18 protein-coding genes are annotated in these 15,524 nt (G+C 61.5%); 13 read left to right on the forward strand and 5 right to left on the reverse strand.

Features of this window, described 5'->3' with window-relative positions; all coding sequences use genetic code 11:
* The first annotated feature begins 37 nt into the window (after positions 1–37).
* Positions 38–1,216, forward strand: coding sequence for a CynX/NimT family MFS transporter (locus ACO07N_RS11295; protein ID WP_421981108.1), 1,179 nt, complete (start codon positions 38–40; stop codon positions 1,214–1,216).
* Positions 1,213–1,752, forward strand: a complete 540-nt coding sequence (locus tag ACO07N_RS11300; protein ID WP_421981109.1) for an amino acid synthesis family protein — start codon at positions 1,213–1,215, stop codon at positions 1,750–1,752. The genes ACO07N_RS11295 and ACO07N_RS11300 overlap by 4 nt, the downstream gene beginning before the upstream one ends.
* A gap of 66 nt (positions 1,753–1,818) precedes the next feature.
* Here the strand turns inward: ACO07N_RS11300 and ACO07N_RS11305 are convergent, their stop codons facing one another.
* Entirely contained in the window at positions 1,819–3,084 is a 1,266-nt protein-coding gene (locus ACO07N_RS11305) for a fasciclin domain-containing protein (protein WP_421981110.1), read from the reverse strand.
* Between the two features lie 220 nt (positions 3,085–3,304).
* Between ACO07N_RS11305 and ACO07N_RS11310 the strand changes: the two genes are divergently transcribed.
* Positions 3,305–3,619: an antibiotic biosynthesis monooxygenase family protein gene (locus tag ACO07N_RS11310; protein ID WP_421981111.1), complete on the forward strand. Its 315-nt coding sequence runs from the start codon at positions 3,305–3,307 to the stop codon at positions 3,617–3,619.
* A gap of 66 nt (positions 3,620–3,685) precedes the next feature.
* Here the strand turns inward: ACO07N_RS11310 and ACO07N_RS11315 are convergent, their stop codons facing one another.
* Positions 3,686–4,147, reverse strand: a complete 462-nt coding sequence (locus ACO07N_RS11315) for a DUF302 domain-containing protein (protein ID WP_421981112.1) — start codon at positions 4,145–4,147, stop codon at positions 3,686–3,688.
* A gap of 209 nt (positions 4,148–4,356) precedes the next feature.
* Here ACO07N_RS11315 and ACO07N_RS11320 point away from each other — a divergent pair, with 209 nt between their 5' ends.
* The 6 genes from ACO07N_RS11320 (at position 4,357) to ACO07N_RS11345 (ending at position 10,077) form a co-directional block, all read left to right on the forward strand.
* Positions 4,357–4,824, forward strand: coding sequence for a DUF4174 domain-containing protein (locus ACO07N_RS11320; RefSeq protein ID WP_421981113.1), 468 nt, complete (start codon positions 4,357–4,359; stop codon positions 4,822–4,824).
* 12 nt (positions 4,825–4,836) lie between these two features.
* A complete protein-coding gene (locus ACO07N_RS11325) occupies positions 4,837–5,322 on the forward strand; it encodes a DUF3429 domain-containing protein (protein WP_421981114.1) in 486 nt (161 codons plus the stop codon).
* Between the two features lie 264 nt (positions 5,323–5,586).
* Positions 5,587–6,267: a cupin domain-containing protein gene (locus tag ACO07N_RS11330; protein WP_421981115.1), complete on the forward strand. Its 681-nt coding sequence runs from the start codon at positions 5,587–5,589 to the stop codon at positions 6,265–6,267.
* A gap of 26 nt (positions 6,268–6,293) precedes the next feature.
* Positions 6,294–7,355 carry a flavin monoamine oxidase family protein gene (locus ACO07N_RS11335; RefSeq protein ID WP_421981116.1) on the forward strand — a complete coding sequence of 354 codons (1,062 nt, stop codon included), beginning with the start codon at positions 6,294–6,296 and terminating at the stop codon, positions 7,353–7,355.
* Between the two features lie 405 nt (positions 7,356–7,760).
* Positions 7,761–8,987 (forward strand): sodium/glutamate symporter, encoded by a 1,227-nt coding sequence (gene gltS, locus ACO07N_RS11340; RefSeq protein WP_421981117.1) that lies wholly within the window; start codon positions 7,761–7,763, stop codon positions 8,985–8,987.
* A 58-nt stretch (positions 8,988–9,045) separates the two neighbouring features.
* Complete coding sequence (locus ACO07N_RS11345; protein WP_421981118.1) at positions 9,046–10,077, forward strand: DUF4105 domain-containing protein; 1,032 nt, start codon at positions 9,046–9,048, stop codon at positions 10,075–10,077.
* Positions 10,078–10,112: 35 nt separating this feature from the next.
* Here ACO07N_RS11345 and ACO07N_RS11350 read toward each other — a convergent pair whose 3' ends face one another.
* Positions 10,113–10,757: an NADPH-dependent F420 reductase gene (locus ACO07N_RS11350; protein WP_421981119.1), complete on the reverse strand. Its 645-nt coding sequence runs from the start codon at positions 10,755–10,757 to the stop codon at positions 10,113–10,115.
* Positions 10,758–10,845: 88 nt separating this feature from the next.
* On the opposite strand from ACO07N_RS11350, the gene ACO07N_RS11355 reads away from it, so the two are divergent.
* Both ACO07N_RS11355 and ACO07N_RS11360 read left to right on the forward strand, forming a co-directional pair.
* Positions 10,846–11,745, forward strand: a complete 900-nt coding sequence (locus ACO07N_RS11355; protein WP_421981120.1) for a LysR family transcriptional regulator — start codon at positions 10,846–10,848, stop codon at positions 11,743–11,745.
* Between the two features lie 149 nt (positions 11,746–11,894).
* Positions 11,895–12,614 carry a carbonic anhydrase gene (locus tag ACO07N_RS11360; RefSeq protein ID WP_421981121.1) on the forward strand — a complete coding sequence of 240 codons (720 nt, stop codon included), beginning with the start codon at positions 11,895–11,897 and terminating at the stop codon, positions 12,612–12,614.
* A gap of 28 nt (positions 12,615–12,642) precedes the next feature.
* Here the strand turns inward: ACO07N_RS11360 and ACO07N_RS11365 are convergent, their stop codons facing one another.
* Positions 12,643–12,990, reverse strand: coding sequence for a winged helix-turn-helix transcriptional regulator (locus ACO07N_RS11365; RefSeq protein WP_421981122.1), 348 nt, complete (start codon positions 12,988–12,990; stop codon positions 12,643–12,645).
* A gap of 74 nt (positions 12,991–13,064) precedes the next feature.
* Here ACO07N_RS11365 and ACO07N_RS11370 point away from each other — a divergent pair, with 74 nt between their 5' ends.
* On the forward strand, positions 13,065–14,111 hold the full coding sequence (locus ACO07N_RS11370; RefSeq protein WP_421981123.1) for a DMT family transporter: 1,047 nt from the start codon (positions 13,065–13,067) through the stop codon (positions 14,109–14,111).
* Positions 14,108–14,674, forward strand: a complete 567-nt coding sequence (locus ACO07N_RS11375) for a hemerythrin domain-containing protein (protein ID WP_421981124.1) — start codon at positions 14,108–14,110, stop codon at positions 14,672–14,674. Before ACO07N_RS11370 ends, ACO07N_RS11375 begins: the two co-directional genes overlap by 4 nt.
* Positions 14,675–14,737: 63 nt before the next feature.
* On the opposite strand, the gene ACO07N_RS11380 is transcribed toward ACO07N_RS11375, so the two are convergent.
* Positions 14,738–15,478, reverse strand: coding sequence for a helix-turn-helix transcriptional regulator (locus tag ACO07N_RS11380; protein ID WP_421981125.1), 741 nt, complete (start codon positions 15,476–15,478; stop codon positions 14,738–14,740).
* Positions 15,479–15,524: the final 46 nt, after the last annotated feature.

Here is a 15,524-nt window from a genome sequence, read left to right on the forward strand (position 1 = left end):
CGCGCACGCATCGCAAGCAACAGATCGGGTGGGCGTGATGCGCTGGAGGATGCTTGCCCTGCTTTTCTTTGCAAGGATTGCCCTCGGCTTTCAGTTCCAGACCGCCGCGTCCGTTGGCGGCGACCTCGTCACGGTCTTCGGCATCGATTATTCCGACGTCGGTTTCCTCATCGGCCTGTTCATGGTTCCCGGCCTGTTTCTGGCTTTGCCCGCCGGGGCCATGGGCCGGTATGTCTCCGATCGCGGTCTTGCCTTCGCCGGATTGAGTGCGCTGGCGCTGGGGGGACTCGTGAGCGGGTTCGGACCCGGCCCCGTCACGATCGGCCTCGGCAGGCTCGTCGCCGGAGCGGGCTTTCTTCTCTCCACGCTTTATTTCACCAAGATGATTGCCGACTGGTTCGAAGGCCGCGAGATATCGACGGCGATGAGCATTCTCGTCATGAGCTGGCCTTTCGGCATCGCGATGGGACAGGTGGGGCATGCCTACCTGGCCGGCTTGCAGGACTGGCGCTTGCCCTTCGTGGTCGCGTCGCTGTATTGCGCGGCCGCGGCAGCCGGTGTGCTGCTCTTCTACCGCGCGCCTGCGGGGAGGAAAGCCGTACAGGGCGCCAATTCGACCCGGCTGAGCCGCCGTGAGCTGCAACTGATCCTTCTTGCGGGAACGGCATGGGGCGTCTTCAACGCAGGCTATGTTGCCTATCTCTCCTTTGCGCCGCACAGGCTGGAGGAACTCGGACATCCCGCGCTTCAGGCTGCCGCGGTCGTAAGCGTTGCCAGTTGGATCATGATTGCCTCGGGCGCGGTGTGCGGCCAGATCGTCGACAGGTTCAATCACCGCAATCTCGTGCTGATTGTCTGCATGACGGCGGCGGTCGTCTCGCTCTGGCTGATGGGGGTGTCCGGCGCAGGTGTCGCCGCCAGCCTGCTGTTCGGCCTTGTCGGCATGGCGCCTGCCGGCGTCATCATGGCCCTGGCCGGCGAGGCCGTTGCCCCGGCGAGGCGCGCATTCGGCATGGGCATCTTCTTCACGGTCTACTATGCAATCATGGCGGCCGCGCCACCACTGGCCGGGTGGATTTTTGAACGATCCGGGACCGCCGGTGCACCGCTTGTGTTCGGCATGATCCTGTTTGCATGTGTCGTTCCGGCCGCTCTGGCGTTCCGGTTGGTGAAAACGGGAGAACGCGCCGTCACACCGAAGGAGGATGGTCAATGAAAATACGAAAGACACTTCTGATCGAGGAAACCGTCGAGACCGATGAATTCGGCGCGGCCTGCGATCCGCTGATCCGGATGGCGGCACTTGCGGTCCTGGAAAATCCGTTTGCCGGAATTGACGCCGATGACCTTTCCGAGCTGTTTGAAATGGGAGCACGGCTCGGAGACCGGCTGGCAGGACAGATCATGCACCGCCTGGACGGTGCGCCGACCGGCTATGGCAAGGCGGCGATCGTGGGCTCCGAGGGGGTCGCCGAGCATGGCGCGGCGCTCCTGCACCCGATGCTGGGCAAGCCGGTGCGCGCAGCCATCGGCGGTGGCAAGGCCCTGATGCCGTCCAACGTGAAGGTGGCCGCGCTTGGTGACACCATAGACCTGCCGCTTGGACACAAGGACGAAGCCTGGGCGTTCAACTTCATCGATACGCTGTCGGTGGGCATCGCCGACGCACCCCGCGCGAACGAGATTGTCTTGTGTGTCGGCATAGCGAGCGGCGCCCGCCCGCGCGCCCGGGTCGGCGACGGCCCCCGATAGAAAAACGGCACCGGCAAAGTGGCCGGTGCCGTTTCCGCTTTGATCATGCGCCGTCCGGAGCCGTCTTTAGCTGATCGGGTCGTCGTTCACGAGGAACTCGACGGCCGGAAGCAGGGCGGCCGGATTGACATCGGAGGAAATGCCGTTGAACTCGATCGTGCCGGTCAGATGGGTGATCAGGAGATCGCCGTCATGGGAGGCACCGAGCGAAACGGCGCCGGCGTCGACGAGGTCGAAGAGTTCCAGTTCGTTCGGATCGTTGTTGGCGACGATGGCGGCCAAAAGGTCCGGATCGCCGTCCCGGAGGTCCAGCACCAGCTTGTCCCTCTTGACGTTGAAATCGGCGATCACGTCGTCGCCTTCGCCGTCACGGAACGGGTTGAAGATGAAGCTGTCGGCGGACCGGCCACCGACCAGGAAGTCGTTGCCTTCTTCACCTTCCAGGCTGTCTTTTCCGCGTCCTCCGTTGAGGTAATCGTCGTCGGCACCGCCTTCGAGCATGTCCTTGCCGCGTCCGCCGATCAGAGTGTCGTGGCCGTCGCCGCCATCGAGGACGTCGTGTCCGCGTCCGCCGTTCAGGTAGTCGTTGTCGGCACCGCCTTCGATCGTGTCGTTGTTCCGGCCTCCGAGGAGGTAATCGTTGCCGTCACCGCCCTTGATGAGATCGTCGCCTCTGCCGCCGAAAATGATGTCATGGCCGCCAAGACCGTTGGCAATGTCATCGCCTTTCCCGAGCGAGATGAAATCGAAATGATCGGAGCCGATCACGGCATCCGGGCCGTTGCCGGTGAACAGGAACCCGCCCGTTGCAAACGTGATGTCGTAGGGCAGCAGAACGTTGTCGATCACGTGAACGATGCCGTTGTCGGCAACGATGCCGTTTTCGGAACCTGCCGGGTTGGCAACATTGGGGTCGGCGAAACCGTCGTCCTTGTCGCCGAGCGAAAGCCCGGAGGAGGCGTCCGGCTCGATCGTCTCGCCGGAAAGGGTCGTGATGCTGCTGCTTCCGGCAACCGCTGCGCCGTCAAGCGCGCCGCCGGCAATGTGATACGTCAGCACCGACTTCAAAAAGGCGGTCGGGTCGTCGGAAGGCGACAGCAGTTCGGAAGCCGCGATCAGGGCCGGAACGACCTTGGTCTCGTCCGAGCCGATGCTTGGGTCGAGCGCATTTGCGAGGTTGAGAAATGCCTGGTCTGTTGGTGCGAAAACGGTCAGCGTCGCGGTTGGATCACCGGCAGCGGTGGCAAGATCCGGAAAGGCTCCGAGGGCTGCTGTGAGAATCTGAAAATCATTACTTCCGCTCGCGATATCGAGGATCGTGTTTGTAGGCATTTTTTGCGCTCCCTACTTGCGCCCCATCGCGGCTGTTTACGGTTGGTTGGACGATCGGTTTGAAAAAGAAGACGAAATGCCGTTCACAGTCTCGTGAAGACGGGGCGCCGGTCGCATCCGTCTTGGCCCGGACCGAAACATTGAAATATACGATTTTTGCAGTCAGGTTATCCCGGACGTCGGCCTGCCGCAGGTCTGGCCCCCACATAAGGAGCGACGCATGTATCTGGCAATGAACAGGTTTTCAATTCTTGAAGGCCAGGAAGAGGCGTTTGAAACCGTTTGGCGTGAACGGGAATCCAGACTTTCGGATGTTCCCGGTTTCAAGACGTTTCATTTGCTGAAAGGCGCGTTCGACGAAAAGACCGGAACGACACTATACGCGACCCACACAATCTGGGCGGATCGCGAGGACTTCCTGAACTGGACGAAGTCGGAGCACTTCCGCGCGGCGCACAGAAATGCCGGCGACAACAAGCATCTATATGCCGGCCACCCGCAATTCGAAGGTTTCGAGGCTGTTCTGAGCGAGTGACTTCGCTGAACAACGCTTGGACTTTGACGTGCCGCCCCGCTTGTGTGCGAGGCGGCAGGCCCGTTGTTACTCGGCGGCTTTGGCCGTCAGATTTTTCAGCGCGCCTGTCATCTTGCCGATGCTCGGATGGTCGGCGGGCAGACCGTGTTCCGCCGCAAGGGCTGCCGGTGCCCGATAGACCAGGATGGTGCCGTCGCTCGTTTCGATGATTGCAACCCGGATCGGCAGGTCCAGTCCGGCTTCCGGCGCGTCCTTGATGACCGGCGTGCCAAGCTTCGGGTTACCGAAAATCACGACCTGATTGGCCGGAATTTCCATGTCGACGCTTTTGCCGCCAGCGGCATGATCCACCCGCGCGAACACCTTCGCGCCCGCCTTTTCGACGGCGGCGACCAGATTGTCTGCGGTCTGGGCGACCGAATGCGCGCTCGGAACATGAACAAGCGAGGAGTCGGCTGCATTGGCGGCAGGGACGAGAAGCGATAGGGCGAGGGCCGAGAGAAGGGACTTGAAAGCAGTGGTCAGCATGGTGGTCTCCGCAATGGGTGATTTGAACGGCGCGCAGTTTCGCTTGTTGATTGTCCAACAGGCCAATCACACTTTTATGAGGAGAACGTGGCAACCGAAAACGAGGCTGACGAGAGGTGGACGCCAGAACCTGTTCGCACCGGTTCAGCTCCGTTGAAATCCGGCGACGAAGCACCTGCGTAAAGAGGGCGGTCTTTCAGGAGGGGCTCGTGATTTTCACCGCTGCGATCAGGTCGGGACTGGCTGTTGTTTGCGCATCTGTTTCATTTGCCGCGAGCGCACCGCTCATGGCAAGTCCTTCCGACGCGTGGGCTTGGAAGCATCGCGTTGTCGTGGTGTTCGCGCCGCACAAGCGGGATGCGTCGTTGACCGCGCAGCGCACCGCCCTCGCAGGCACTGGTGCCCATATCGCGGACCGGCATATGGCCGTTATCGAAATAGTGAACGGCGAGGCGAAAACCGTCATGGGGACCCGGCTCGATGTCTCGGCTTCCGGGATGAAGAAATTCCTGCGCAAGAACGACGACAGGTTCGAGGTTTTCCTGTTGGGCAAGGATACCGGCGTAAAATTGCGTTCCACAACGCCCGTGACCGGTGATGACCTGTTTTCCCTGATAGACACCATGCCGATGCGGCGACAGGAAATGACAGCCGGCAGCGGCGCAAAAGGTTCGTGAGGGGAGACGCGCATGGAAACGCAGATGACCGGAACGGATAACATTGCATCTGCGAAGGCGGAGGCAATGCCTTTGCCGGCAAAGTGGCTTGGTGCGACCGGTGCAGTCCCTTTCGTCGCCACCGCGATTATCGCGGCGTTTGGTCCGGAAAACTGGTCGGCATGGGCCGCGCACGCCCTGGCGTATTACGGCGCGGTAATCCTGTCGTTTCTCGGTGGTATCCATTGGGGTCTGGCGATCTCCGACAGCGGGACCGCGAAGATATCGGCGGCGAGGCTGTGCTGGAGTGTTGTCCCGTCGCTGATTGCTTGGGGCGCGCTGCTGTTGCCGCTGTTTTATGGATTGATGGTTCTGACAGCGGCATTCGGGCTTGCTCTGTTCGTCGACACGAGAGCCGGTACGCGCGCGGTCGTTCCCTCGTGGTTTCCCGACCTTCGAACGGCTTTGTCGATTGCCGTGATCGCGTCTCTTCCCCTGGGACTGATCGGCGCTGCCTGAATGGTGCCCTTCCAGCATCTCGACATCCGGCCTTCTTGAGCGCGCGCATCCGAGCTTCTACAGGAATCGACGTGCCTCGCCTGCCACGGCAACCCGACCGCAGCTCACGCGTTCGTGATTGGCGATTCTTACAAGTGTTTACAATCTACCTATCAGTAGATAGATTGTTGGCAAATGACCTCGTGAGGTAGGTTTGGTACGCCCTTGCTTGCCTGCGATTCAATACGCAAGCAACGAGGGCGGGTGACACGGAGATTGACGACGATGGAACTGAATGCGGATTTTGACGAGAGCGTCCAGATAACACCTGCCGAGCACGACTGGGTGTCGTCTCCGATGCCGGGCGTTGAGCGCATGATGCTTGACCGCCTCGGTGCCGAGGTGGCCCGTGCAACGACGATCGTGCGCTACGCGCCGGGCAGCGCCTTTTCTGCCCATACCCATGACGGCGGTGAGGAATTCATCGTTCTGGAAGGCGTGTTCGAAGACGAGCACGGCGCGTTTCCTGTCGGATCCTATATCCGCAATCCGCCCGGATCGAGCCACACGCCGAGCGCGCCGCAGGGAGCCGTGATCTTCGTCAAGCTTTGGCAATTCGATCCCGAAGACCGCAGCCATGTCCGGATCGATACCGGCAAGCTTGGCGCGGTTGCCGATGCGAACCGGCCGGGTGTGAGCGTATCGCCGCTCTTCGAGGACTCGTATGAAGCGGTGAGCATGGAAACCTGGGCAGCCGGAACCGAGGCAATCGTCGAAGCGCCGGGTGGTGCGGAGATCTTCGTTCTGTCCGGAAGTGTCAGCGCCGGCGGCGCGGCGCTCGAGCCCTGGTCCTGGCTGCGCCGGTCGGACGGCCACGACGTGGTCCTGAAGGCCGGTGCCGACGGTGCCCGTCTGTGGGTGAAGCGCGGACATCTTCGCAACGTCTCCGCCCCTGAAAACCGGTAAGCGGCGGATCCTGCAAGGTGACCGGCATGCGGTTCGACAGCGTTGTGATCGGCGCGGGCCTGAGCGGTCTCGCAGTCGCCAGGGTTCTGCTGGCAAGGGGCGAGTCTGTCGCGCTTCTCGAAGCAAGGGACAGGGCAGGCGGGCGCGTCCTGTCACGTTCCGTTTCTGCGACGGGGCCGCGATATGACCTCGGCCCGGCCTGGATCTGGCCCCACAACACCAGAATGCTGACCCTCGTCTCGGAACTCGGTCTGCCGCTGATGCGTCAGCACTCGGCGGGCAAACTGGTGTTTCAGGATCAGAACGGCGCGATCCGCCGCGATCTCGATTTCGCCACCATGGGCGAAGCCTTGCGCGTCGAAGGCGGCCTTGCACGGGTCACCGACAGCCTTGTGCGCGCCTTGCCGGAAGGTGTTCTGCGCCTCGGCCATGCAGTCAACGAAGTCGAAGCCCGTGACACGGGGGTTCGCCTGACGGGGGAGAGCGGGGAAGGCCCATTCACGGTCGAGGCGGACCGGGTCATCCTGGCCTTGCCGCCGCGTCTTGCCGCCAGCAGGCTCGATTTTCTGCCCGCGCTCCCGGAAGCACATGTTCAAAGCATGAAATCCGTGCCGACCTGGATGGCCGGACATGCCAAGCTCGTCGCCGTATTCGAACGCGCCTTCTGGCGCGAGGCCGGTCTGTCCGGCGACGCAATCAGCCACCTGGGACCGCTATTCGAAATCCACGACGCGTCGCCTGACCCGGATGCATCGGGCGGGGCCGCCCTGTTCGGCTTCGTCGCACCGGGCCGTGCGGGCGGAGATTGCGACGAGGCCCGACTGGTCGAGGATGCAACGCGTCAACTTTCGGCACTGTTCGGCCCGAACCTCGGTGCACCAACACAGGTGCTTTTGGAGAATTGGGCAAAGGACCCGTTCACGGCAACAGCGCTTGATCGCCCGGACCTTTCCGGACACCCCCGGTATCGCAGGCTTGGTTTCGCGGAGGCGCCCTGGTCGGGACGGGTTCTTTTCGCCGGCACGGAGACGGCGCCCGAAAACGGGGGCTTTCTGGAAGGGGCCCTGGAAGCCGCGGAATCGATTTGAGCCTGCGGCATGTGTCTGAACGGGCATAATGAATTTTACGACCGTGCAAGGGCGAGAGGATTTGAGATAAGGTTCCCCCTGAGCAAAAGCAGGACCGGATGGGCATCTGGCTGCGCTAGGGTACGGACCCATAAATGAAGCCGATTTGGCGGCAGAAATGGCAAAGTCTCGCGAGGAAGCGTGCGCAGAGCGGGCTTTATGCCCGGTCAAGCACGGTGACGTTGCGAGGTGAAGCCATTTTGCCGTCCTTCGGATTTGGTCGTTTTGGCCATCTGCCACGTCGCGAAAGGCTTGAAAATGAACCACATTTCCTGCACTTTCGCTCCTCGCAGTTGGTCAAAACGATCCAAACCAAATTGACTTCATTTATGAGTCCGTACCCTGAAGTCAGAAGTGGGGAATATCATGGAGCCTGCAGCGGTCGCCGATCCGATAACGATTGACAGCTTTGCCGCCTTCACGCTCGGTATCGTCGTGTATTTCGTGGGAGCGCGGCTCACGAAACGGTTTTCGATCCTCTCGGCCTACAGCATTCCGGAACCCGTCAGTGGAGGCCTCGCCGCCGCTTTCTGTGCGCTCCTGGTTGTCGTGGCGACAGGCCGGACGATCGAATACGATCTTTCCGTGCGCGATTTCCTGCTGGTCTACTTTTTCACCACGGTGGGTCTGAACGCGCGTGTTTCCGACCTGACGCGCGGCGGGCCGGTTCTGGCGATTATGCTCGGCCTTACCCTGGTTTTCATGATTGTCCAGAACGGTGTCGGTGCTCTCGGCGCGCTACTGTTCGGACTGCCGTCGCAGGCCGGTGTTCTGCTCGGCACGGCGTCCCTGATCGGCGGTCACGGAACGGCGATTGCGTGGGGCCCGACAATTGCCTCCCAGTACGGCGTCACCGGTGCCGCCGAACTCGGCATTGCCTCGGCCACGGTCGGGCTGATCCTTGCAAGTGTCCTCGGCGGTCCGATCGCCAAGTACCTGATTTCCAAGAACAGCCTGACGGCGACGGACGAGACGGATGCCATCGAGACCCACGAGGCCGCGGCAACCGATGAGACCCGCGCACCGATCAACCACGTGGAGATCATGCGGTGCATCCTCTGGATCCACGTCGCGATCGTGATCGGCTATTCCGCACATGAGAGCCTGCTGACGGCAGGCCTCAAACTGCCGCTTTTCGTCCCGTGCCTGATTTCCGGCATCGTGTTGTCCAACGTCGTGCCTATGGTTTTCCGAAAATCGAAATCTCCGGCGGGCACACAGTCGCTGGATCTGATCAACGAGTTCAGCCTGTCCGTTTTCCTGTCCATGTCGTTGATGAGCATGGAACTCTGGACCCTGGCCGGCAGTGCGGGCGTACTTGCCGTGACCATGGTGCTGCAGGCGGTGGCGGCGGCGGTGTTCATCGTGTTCATCGTCTTCCGGGTGATGGGGCGGAACTATTTCGCCGCGGTGCTGTCTGCCGGGTTTGCGGGCTTCGCACTCGGTGCGACACCGACAGCGATCGCCAACATGAAAGCGGTGACACAGCGCTACGGGCCGTCGCCGCTCGCCTTCATCGTGCTGCCGCTGATTTCCGCTTTCTTTGTCGACCTTGCCAACGCGTTCATCATTCAGTGGTTCCTGAGCCTGTGAGGACCTCCGGCCGCTCTGTCACGCCCAAGGTAAACGGCGGCAAGCGGAGCCACCGCAGATGAGACGTCTCCTGCTTGCCGTGACGAGGATCGGCGCCGGGGTCCTTGTCCTTCTGATCGCCGTCTTCATGGCGCTGGCCAGCTATTACTGGCTGGGTTGGCCGGACTGGCTGCGCCTGACGCTTGCCGTCGCGGTCATGCCCGTGTTGGCGGTCCTGTGGTTCTTCCCCGGTGAGCGACGATGGACGCGCCGCGGGGCCGCGCTCGTTTTGATCGCTGTCTTTTTTGCCGCCTATTCGCAGAAGGAAGTTCTGCCCCGGGCGTTCGTTCCGCTGCATGAACGCGTCAGCGATGCGAGCTTTTCGGGAAACATCGTCGAGATCGACAATTTCCGGGATGCGATCCACCCGATCGGGGCGCCCGCGCAGCCCAGATGGACGACCCGTTCCTTCGATCTGAGCGAACTCGCAGGCGCGCAGCTTGTCTACCAGCCCTTCGGCAACTCCGCCGCGACGGTCCACGTGATGATGACCTTCGCGTTTCGGAACGGCGATCACCTCGCCGTCTCCTTCGAAGCGCGCCGGACGAGCTGGGACAGATTCGATGCGCTGGCCGGCTTCTTCAGGCACGACCAGCTCTATCCGGTTCTGGGCACCGAACGCGACCTGCTCTGGAAGCGCCTTGCGCACGTACCGCCCAACGAACTTTACTTCTTCGACATCCAGGGATCCAACGCCGAAATCCGGGCCTATCTCACGCGGCTTCTGGAATTTGTCGCCGAACTGCACGACAGGCCGCAATTCTATTCAACGGTCTCCGAAAGCTGCTTTACGACGCTGATCAAGCTGAGCCCGCAGGTTCAGAACGCTGTGCCCTGGTACGACTTGCGGCGCTGGGTGCCGGGCGCTTCGGTCGGGCTGCTGCAGGAACTCGGTGTCATTGAAAACGATGTCACCGAGGAAGAACTGACCAGGAGGCAAAGGCTCGGACCCGGCGTGAAGCCCCCCTGGGAGTTCGAGAGTGCCAACGACTGGAGCCGCCATCTGCGGTCGCGGATCGGGGTTCCGCAGACCGCTTCGATGGGACAGTAGAGGATGTGGCGCACAGACCGTCCGGCACGGACAGGTCAGCGCACCGCCCTGACTTCGGGCTGGATGAAGTTGAAGATGGTCTGGGGGTCGCGGCCTGCGAACAGGAATTTGATGACGATCGCCGCGGCGGCTTCGAGCTGGTAGGCGTGTTCGTTGCCGCCCAGGCGCAGCGGATCCGCACCGACGTCCCTGATCAGTTGGGCTATCGTCTCATCCGCCCCGGCATCCGCCGTATAGAGCGTCACCATCTGGCGGCCGTCATAGGTCATGTCGTCGTCTTCCCAGACCGCCACCTGCGCCATGTTGAAGGCCTTGCCGACGTGAGCATCCGGCAGATGATCCGAAATAGCCTGGGTCAGCGACCGGCCGTCGTCGCGCGTCGTCAGGAACGTCTCGATGCTGACCGGATTGTTGATGTCGATGACGATCTTGCCTGCAAATGCCGACGGGCCGCCGGCGCTTTCAATGCCGCTGAAAGTGTCCTCCCAACGGGTGGCGAGAACGACGACGTCGCCAAAAGCGGCCGCTTCTTCCGCAGATCCCGCGCGTGCTCCGATCTCCGCGGCGACGGCGTTTGCCTTGTCCGGGTTCCGTCCCGAAAGCATGACCTCATGCTTTCCCGTCCACTTGCCCGCGAGTGCTTTCGCCATGCCGCCTGATCCGATGATGCCGATTTTCATGACTTAATCCTTCATTCGTGATGGCTTGTATTTGGCGAACGATCACGCATAACTAAAATTATGAATTTGTATGGCTTCTATAATCTGCATGGATATTAAGCAGGGAGATATCGGGCTGCTTATGGCCCTGGATGCCCTTCTCGAGCATGAGAGCGTGTCAAGGGCGGCTGACCAGCTCGGTATCAGCCAGCCGGCCATGTCGGCTCAGCTGAAACGGCTGCGGAGCCTCTTCAACGATCCGCTCCTGACCCCGTCCGGCCGGAGGCTGGTCGCGACGAGCCGCGCCCGGGCGTTGCAGCAGGATCTGCGCCGTCACTTGCAGAACCTCGACGCGCTTGTGCGCGAAAACGAAACCTTTGATCCCGCAGTAACGCGAAAGACCTTCAGGATGATCGCGACGGACTACGTGCACCTGATCCTCGCTGCGCGGCTGGAGGACCGGATCAGTGCCGTTGCCCCGGATGCGCGTCTCGCTTTCCTGCCATTCGAGCCAAGGTCGATGTGGGAGAGCCTGGAGGGAGATACAGCCGACCTCGCGCTGGTCACGGGAATGGACCTCCCGGACGCGATCAGCCGGCCCGCGATGAAAGAGACATTCTGCGTGATCATGCGCCGCGGTCATCCGCTGGAAGATGGAGAGCTGACATGCGCTGCCTTCTGCGCGCAGCGGCACATCCTGATATCGCCGGAAGGCGGCGGTTTCGTCGGGGCGACCGACCGCGCGCTCGCAGGCCTCGGGATGAAACGTCATGTCGCGGTCTCGCTGCCGAGCTTCCTGCTCGCGCCCGGTCTGGTTGCCGCTTCGGACGCGCTTTGCGTCGTGCCCCGCAGACTTGCTGACCTTTATCGGGACAGTGTTGTTTGCCGGAACTTGCCGTTCGACGTGAGCGGTTTCGAGGTCGACATGCTGTGGCATCCCCGCCGCCAGAACGATCCGGCGCACATCTGGTTCCGGGGTGAGGCCGCCAGTCTGGCAAGGGCAATTTGAGGCGAACGGCGCTCATGCTGCCGGAATGACGGATCGTGAGCCCGTTTCTTACAGGGAATTCATTTGTGTATGCGCGGGTTCGACACAACATCAAGGACGAGAGATAGGAATGATCGAAGGACCGCGAGTTATCATTGAAGGGATTTTTTATGTGTTTGATCCATGAGAAGGACGGTATCAGCCGGCGGAACCTGATTGCAGGCGGACTGGCGGGTGCAGGCGTGCTTGCGGCCCCGGCGGCTTTGGCCCAGGAGGCATCCGGTCCCGTGAACACGTCAAGACCATCCTCTCCGGAAGAAGCCCTGCAACTCCTGAAGGAAGGCAACGCCCGTTATGTTGCCAATACGCCGATCAACACGGATCATTCCCTGGACCGGGCCAAGCGCGCCCAGAGACAAAAGCCATTCGCGGCCGTTGTTGCCTGTTCAGACTCCCGTGTTGCGCCCGAGATTGTTTTCGACCAGGGGCTCGGAGACGTTTTTGTCGTCCGTGTCGCCGGCAACTTCATCAATGAAGACGGGCTTGCCAGTCTTGAATTCGGAGCCGCAGCGCTGGGTGTCCAGGTGATCGTCGTCCTCGGGCACACGGCTTGCGGAGCGGTGGATGCCACGATCCAGTCCATTGAAGACAGAACGCTGCCACCCGGGCACCTGCCCAGCCTGGTTGAGGCGATCCGGCCGGCGGTTTATGACGTCATGCCCGAACAGCCCGCCGATCTTCTTTCAGCAGCGATTGCCCAGAATGCACGCCTGAACGCCGACAAGGCGTCCCGGTCCGGGCCGGTGCTTACCGACCTGAAGGAAGCCGGAAAGCTTGTATCTGTTCCGGCCGTTTACGACATCGCGACGGGCAAGGTCGATTTCCTTTAGAGCTATTCGGCGACTGGCTGCGCTTTGGTCAGGGCAGCTTTTCCACCCAGTCCATGGCCCAGTCGCCGAGCGGCTCCAGCCTTTCGAAGAGCTGCCGTCCGTCTTCGGTCAGGGCATAGCCATCCTCTGCGTTGTAGATCAGACCGGCCGCGCGCAGTTCCTTCAAACGGGTGTTGAGAACGCTGGGTGATGCCGATCCGCAGCGGTCCTGGAGGTCGCGGAACGTCCGGTTCCCGTCGCTGAGGTTCCAAAGAACACCCATGGACCATCGGCGGCCGATCAGGTCGAAAAGCACCATGATCGGCTGACCTGATGTCGACCCGCGCACAGGCGCGCCCGGTTTTGGCAGTTTCGGCGGCGCTTTCTTTCCGGCCATCTGATCCTCATTTCGCTTGCTACGAAAATAGTAGCAGTATATGCTACGAATATAGTAGCAAAGGAATGATCAACATGAAAGACGCTGCAAGCCCTGCCGATATCGCCCTGTGGCTGGTCCTCGCATTGCTGTGGAGCACCTCCTACACGGCCATCAAGGTCGGCGTTCAGACGCTCGATCCGGTCGTTCTTGTTGCCGGAAGGCTCGTGATCGGCGCCCTGGCGCTGTTCGCTGTCCTGAAGCTGCGCCGGATGGCACTGTCCGGCCGTCTGGAAGACTGGAAACACTATGCGGTCAGCGGTTTGCTCGGCAGCGCGATCCCGTTTCTGCTGATCTCCTACGGAGAGCAGACGGTCGACAGCGCCCTGGCATCCATCCTCATGGGCATAGCGCCCGTGACGACGGTCTTCATGGCGTCCTTTGTCTTTTCCGACGAGTATCTGACGCCCCGGATCGTGCTCGGTCTCGTCTTTGGCATCGCCGGGGTGACGCTACTTGTCGGTCCGGAGGCGCTGAAGGATCTTGGCGGTGATCTGACGGCGCAATTGTCGATCCTTGCTGCCGCCCTGTGTTACGGCGTCACGACGATCTACGTCAGGCGTTTCGTCAAGCGGCCACCACTTGAAATGGCAGCCGGATCGACGATCTTTGCCGCCGTTGCCATGACTGTGATGGCGGTTCTTTCGGGCTCGACAGCTGCCGTTGACACGAGCGCCGCATCGCTCGGAATTGTTGTTTATCTGGGTCTGTTTTCGACGGCTCTGGCCACGCTGATCTATTTCCAGCTCGTGCCGAGGCTTGGCGCCACGAGGATGTCGCAGGTCAATTTCGCCGTGCCGGTCGGAGGCGCGCTCATTGGCGCGACCGTGCTCTCTGAATCCCTCGCGCTTCACCAGGTCGCGGCGCTCGGGGTCATCATGGTTGCGATTTTCCTCGTGACGAAAAAGCGCCGCCCGAAAGGCCGGGACACTGTATCGATCAAGCCGGGTGCAGCCGAACAGGAATCGCTTGTCTGCAGGCCGCCTATCGCTAACCGGTTGATGCATAACGGCAATGCAGTTGCAGACATGGAACTCCCCTTGCGTCGTTCCGATATAGGGCACGAAAGGAGATGGCGATGACACATGCATTCGACATCCGCACCGAAGACATGCCCGCAACCATGCGCGTCCTGCTGGACGAATACCCCCGCGACAGCTGGGACGCACATCCGGGCTTCAAGGAGAAGACGAAACACTGGCTCGGTGCACATCAGATGTTCCGAAAGCTCGGTGAACTCGTGCGGTCCGAAACCGAACTCTACCTAGACAGGTCCAGGGAGCCGGACGATTTCGCCGGGCGTCTGTCCTATTACGGCAATGCGCTGGTGGCAAATCTCCACGGACATCACAACTGGGAAGACAAGAGTTACTTCCCGGAACTGTCGGCAGCCGACCCGCGATTTGATAGAGGTCTGGAGATCCTCGAAAAGGATCACCAGGAACTGGACCGCGTTCTGGACCAGTTCACGGAAACCGCGAACCGGTCGATCAAGCTGATCCATCTCGACGAGCCCCAGGTGCGCGAGGAAGCAGGCCGGCTGCACGGTCTGGCCGGAACGATCGAAGCCTTTCTCGACCGGCACCTTGCCGACGAGGAGGAACTTGCCGTTCCGATCATCCTGCATCACCGCTTGCGCGGATGACCGGCTGACACAAACCTGGCCGCACACGAAGGAAACCGTGTGCGGCACAGCGTCCTTTTTCCATCAGCTCCTGTCTGAAGCCGGTTCGCCCGCGTTAACCGCGCCGGGTCCGTAATATCGCTCACGCTCCACCGCCATCGCACGCTCCCAGTCGGCACGGAGCTGAGCCAGGCGTTTGGGAACGCGATCTTCCAGTATCTCTGCCTGTGTGATCCGCTCGGTCCGGAAGTACCGGAAGCCGCTCCGCAACTCGCACCACGCAGCCAGGATCCGGCCCTCGTCCCTGTATCCGAGCAGAACGGGCCAGACGATCCTGTCCGTCAGCGTCCCCCTGTCGTCCCGGTATTCCAGCCTGATTTTTTTCTGCCGCCGGATCGCGGCCCGGATATCGGACGAGGCAAGAACCTCGGGCGGCGTCTCCACCGGTGCGACGCCGGTCACCGGCTGGGCGAAGAAACTATGCAGATCGTCCGGGGCGATGGCTTCGATCTTCGCAACAAGGCTTGCCGCAGCACGCCGCATGTCCGGTTCGCCGCGTGTCTGCACCCACTGTGCCCCGAGAACCGCCGCTTCGATTTCATCCGGCGTGAGCATCAACGGCGGCATGTGAAAACCCGCCTCCAGCACATACCCGACCCCGGCCTCGCCGCGGATCGGAACCCGTTGAGCCATCAGTGCGGCCACGTCCCGGTAGACTGTTCGTTTGCACACTTCCAGTTCCGCAGCGATCGCAGTGGCGGGGACGGGACCGCGTGCGCGTCTCAGGATCTCAATCAGTTCAAACAGCCGGTCGCCGCGCCTCATGTCACCTCCTTTTTTCGAATGCTGACACCATGCTGACAATACGCTG

This window comes from Roseibium sp. (assembly GCF_965229775.1).
GTDB lineage: Bacteria > Pseudomonadota > Alphaproteobacteria > Rhizobiales > Stappiaceae > Roseibium.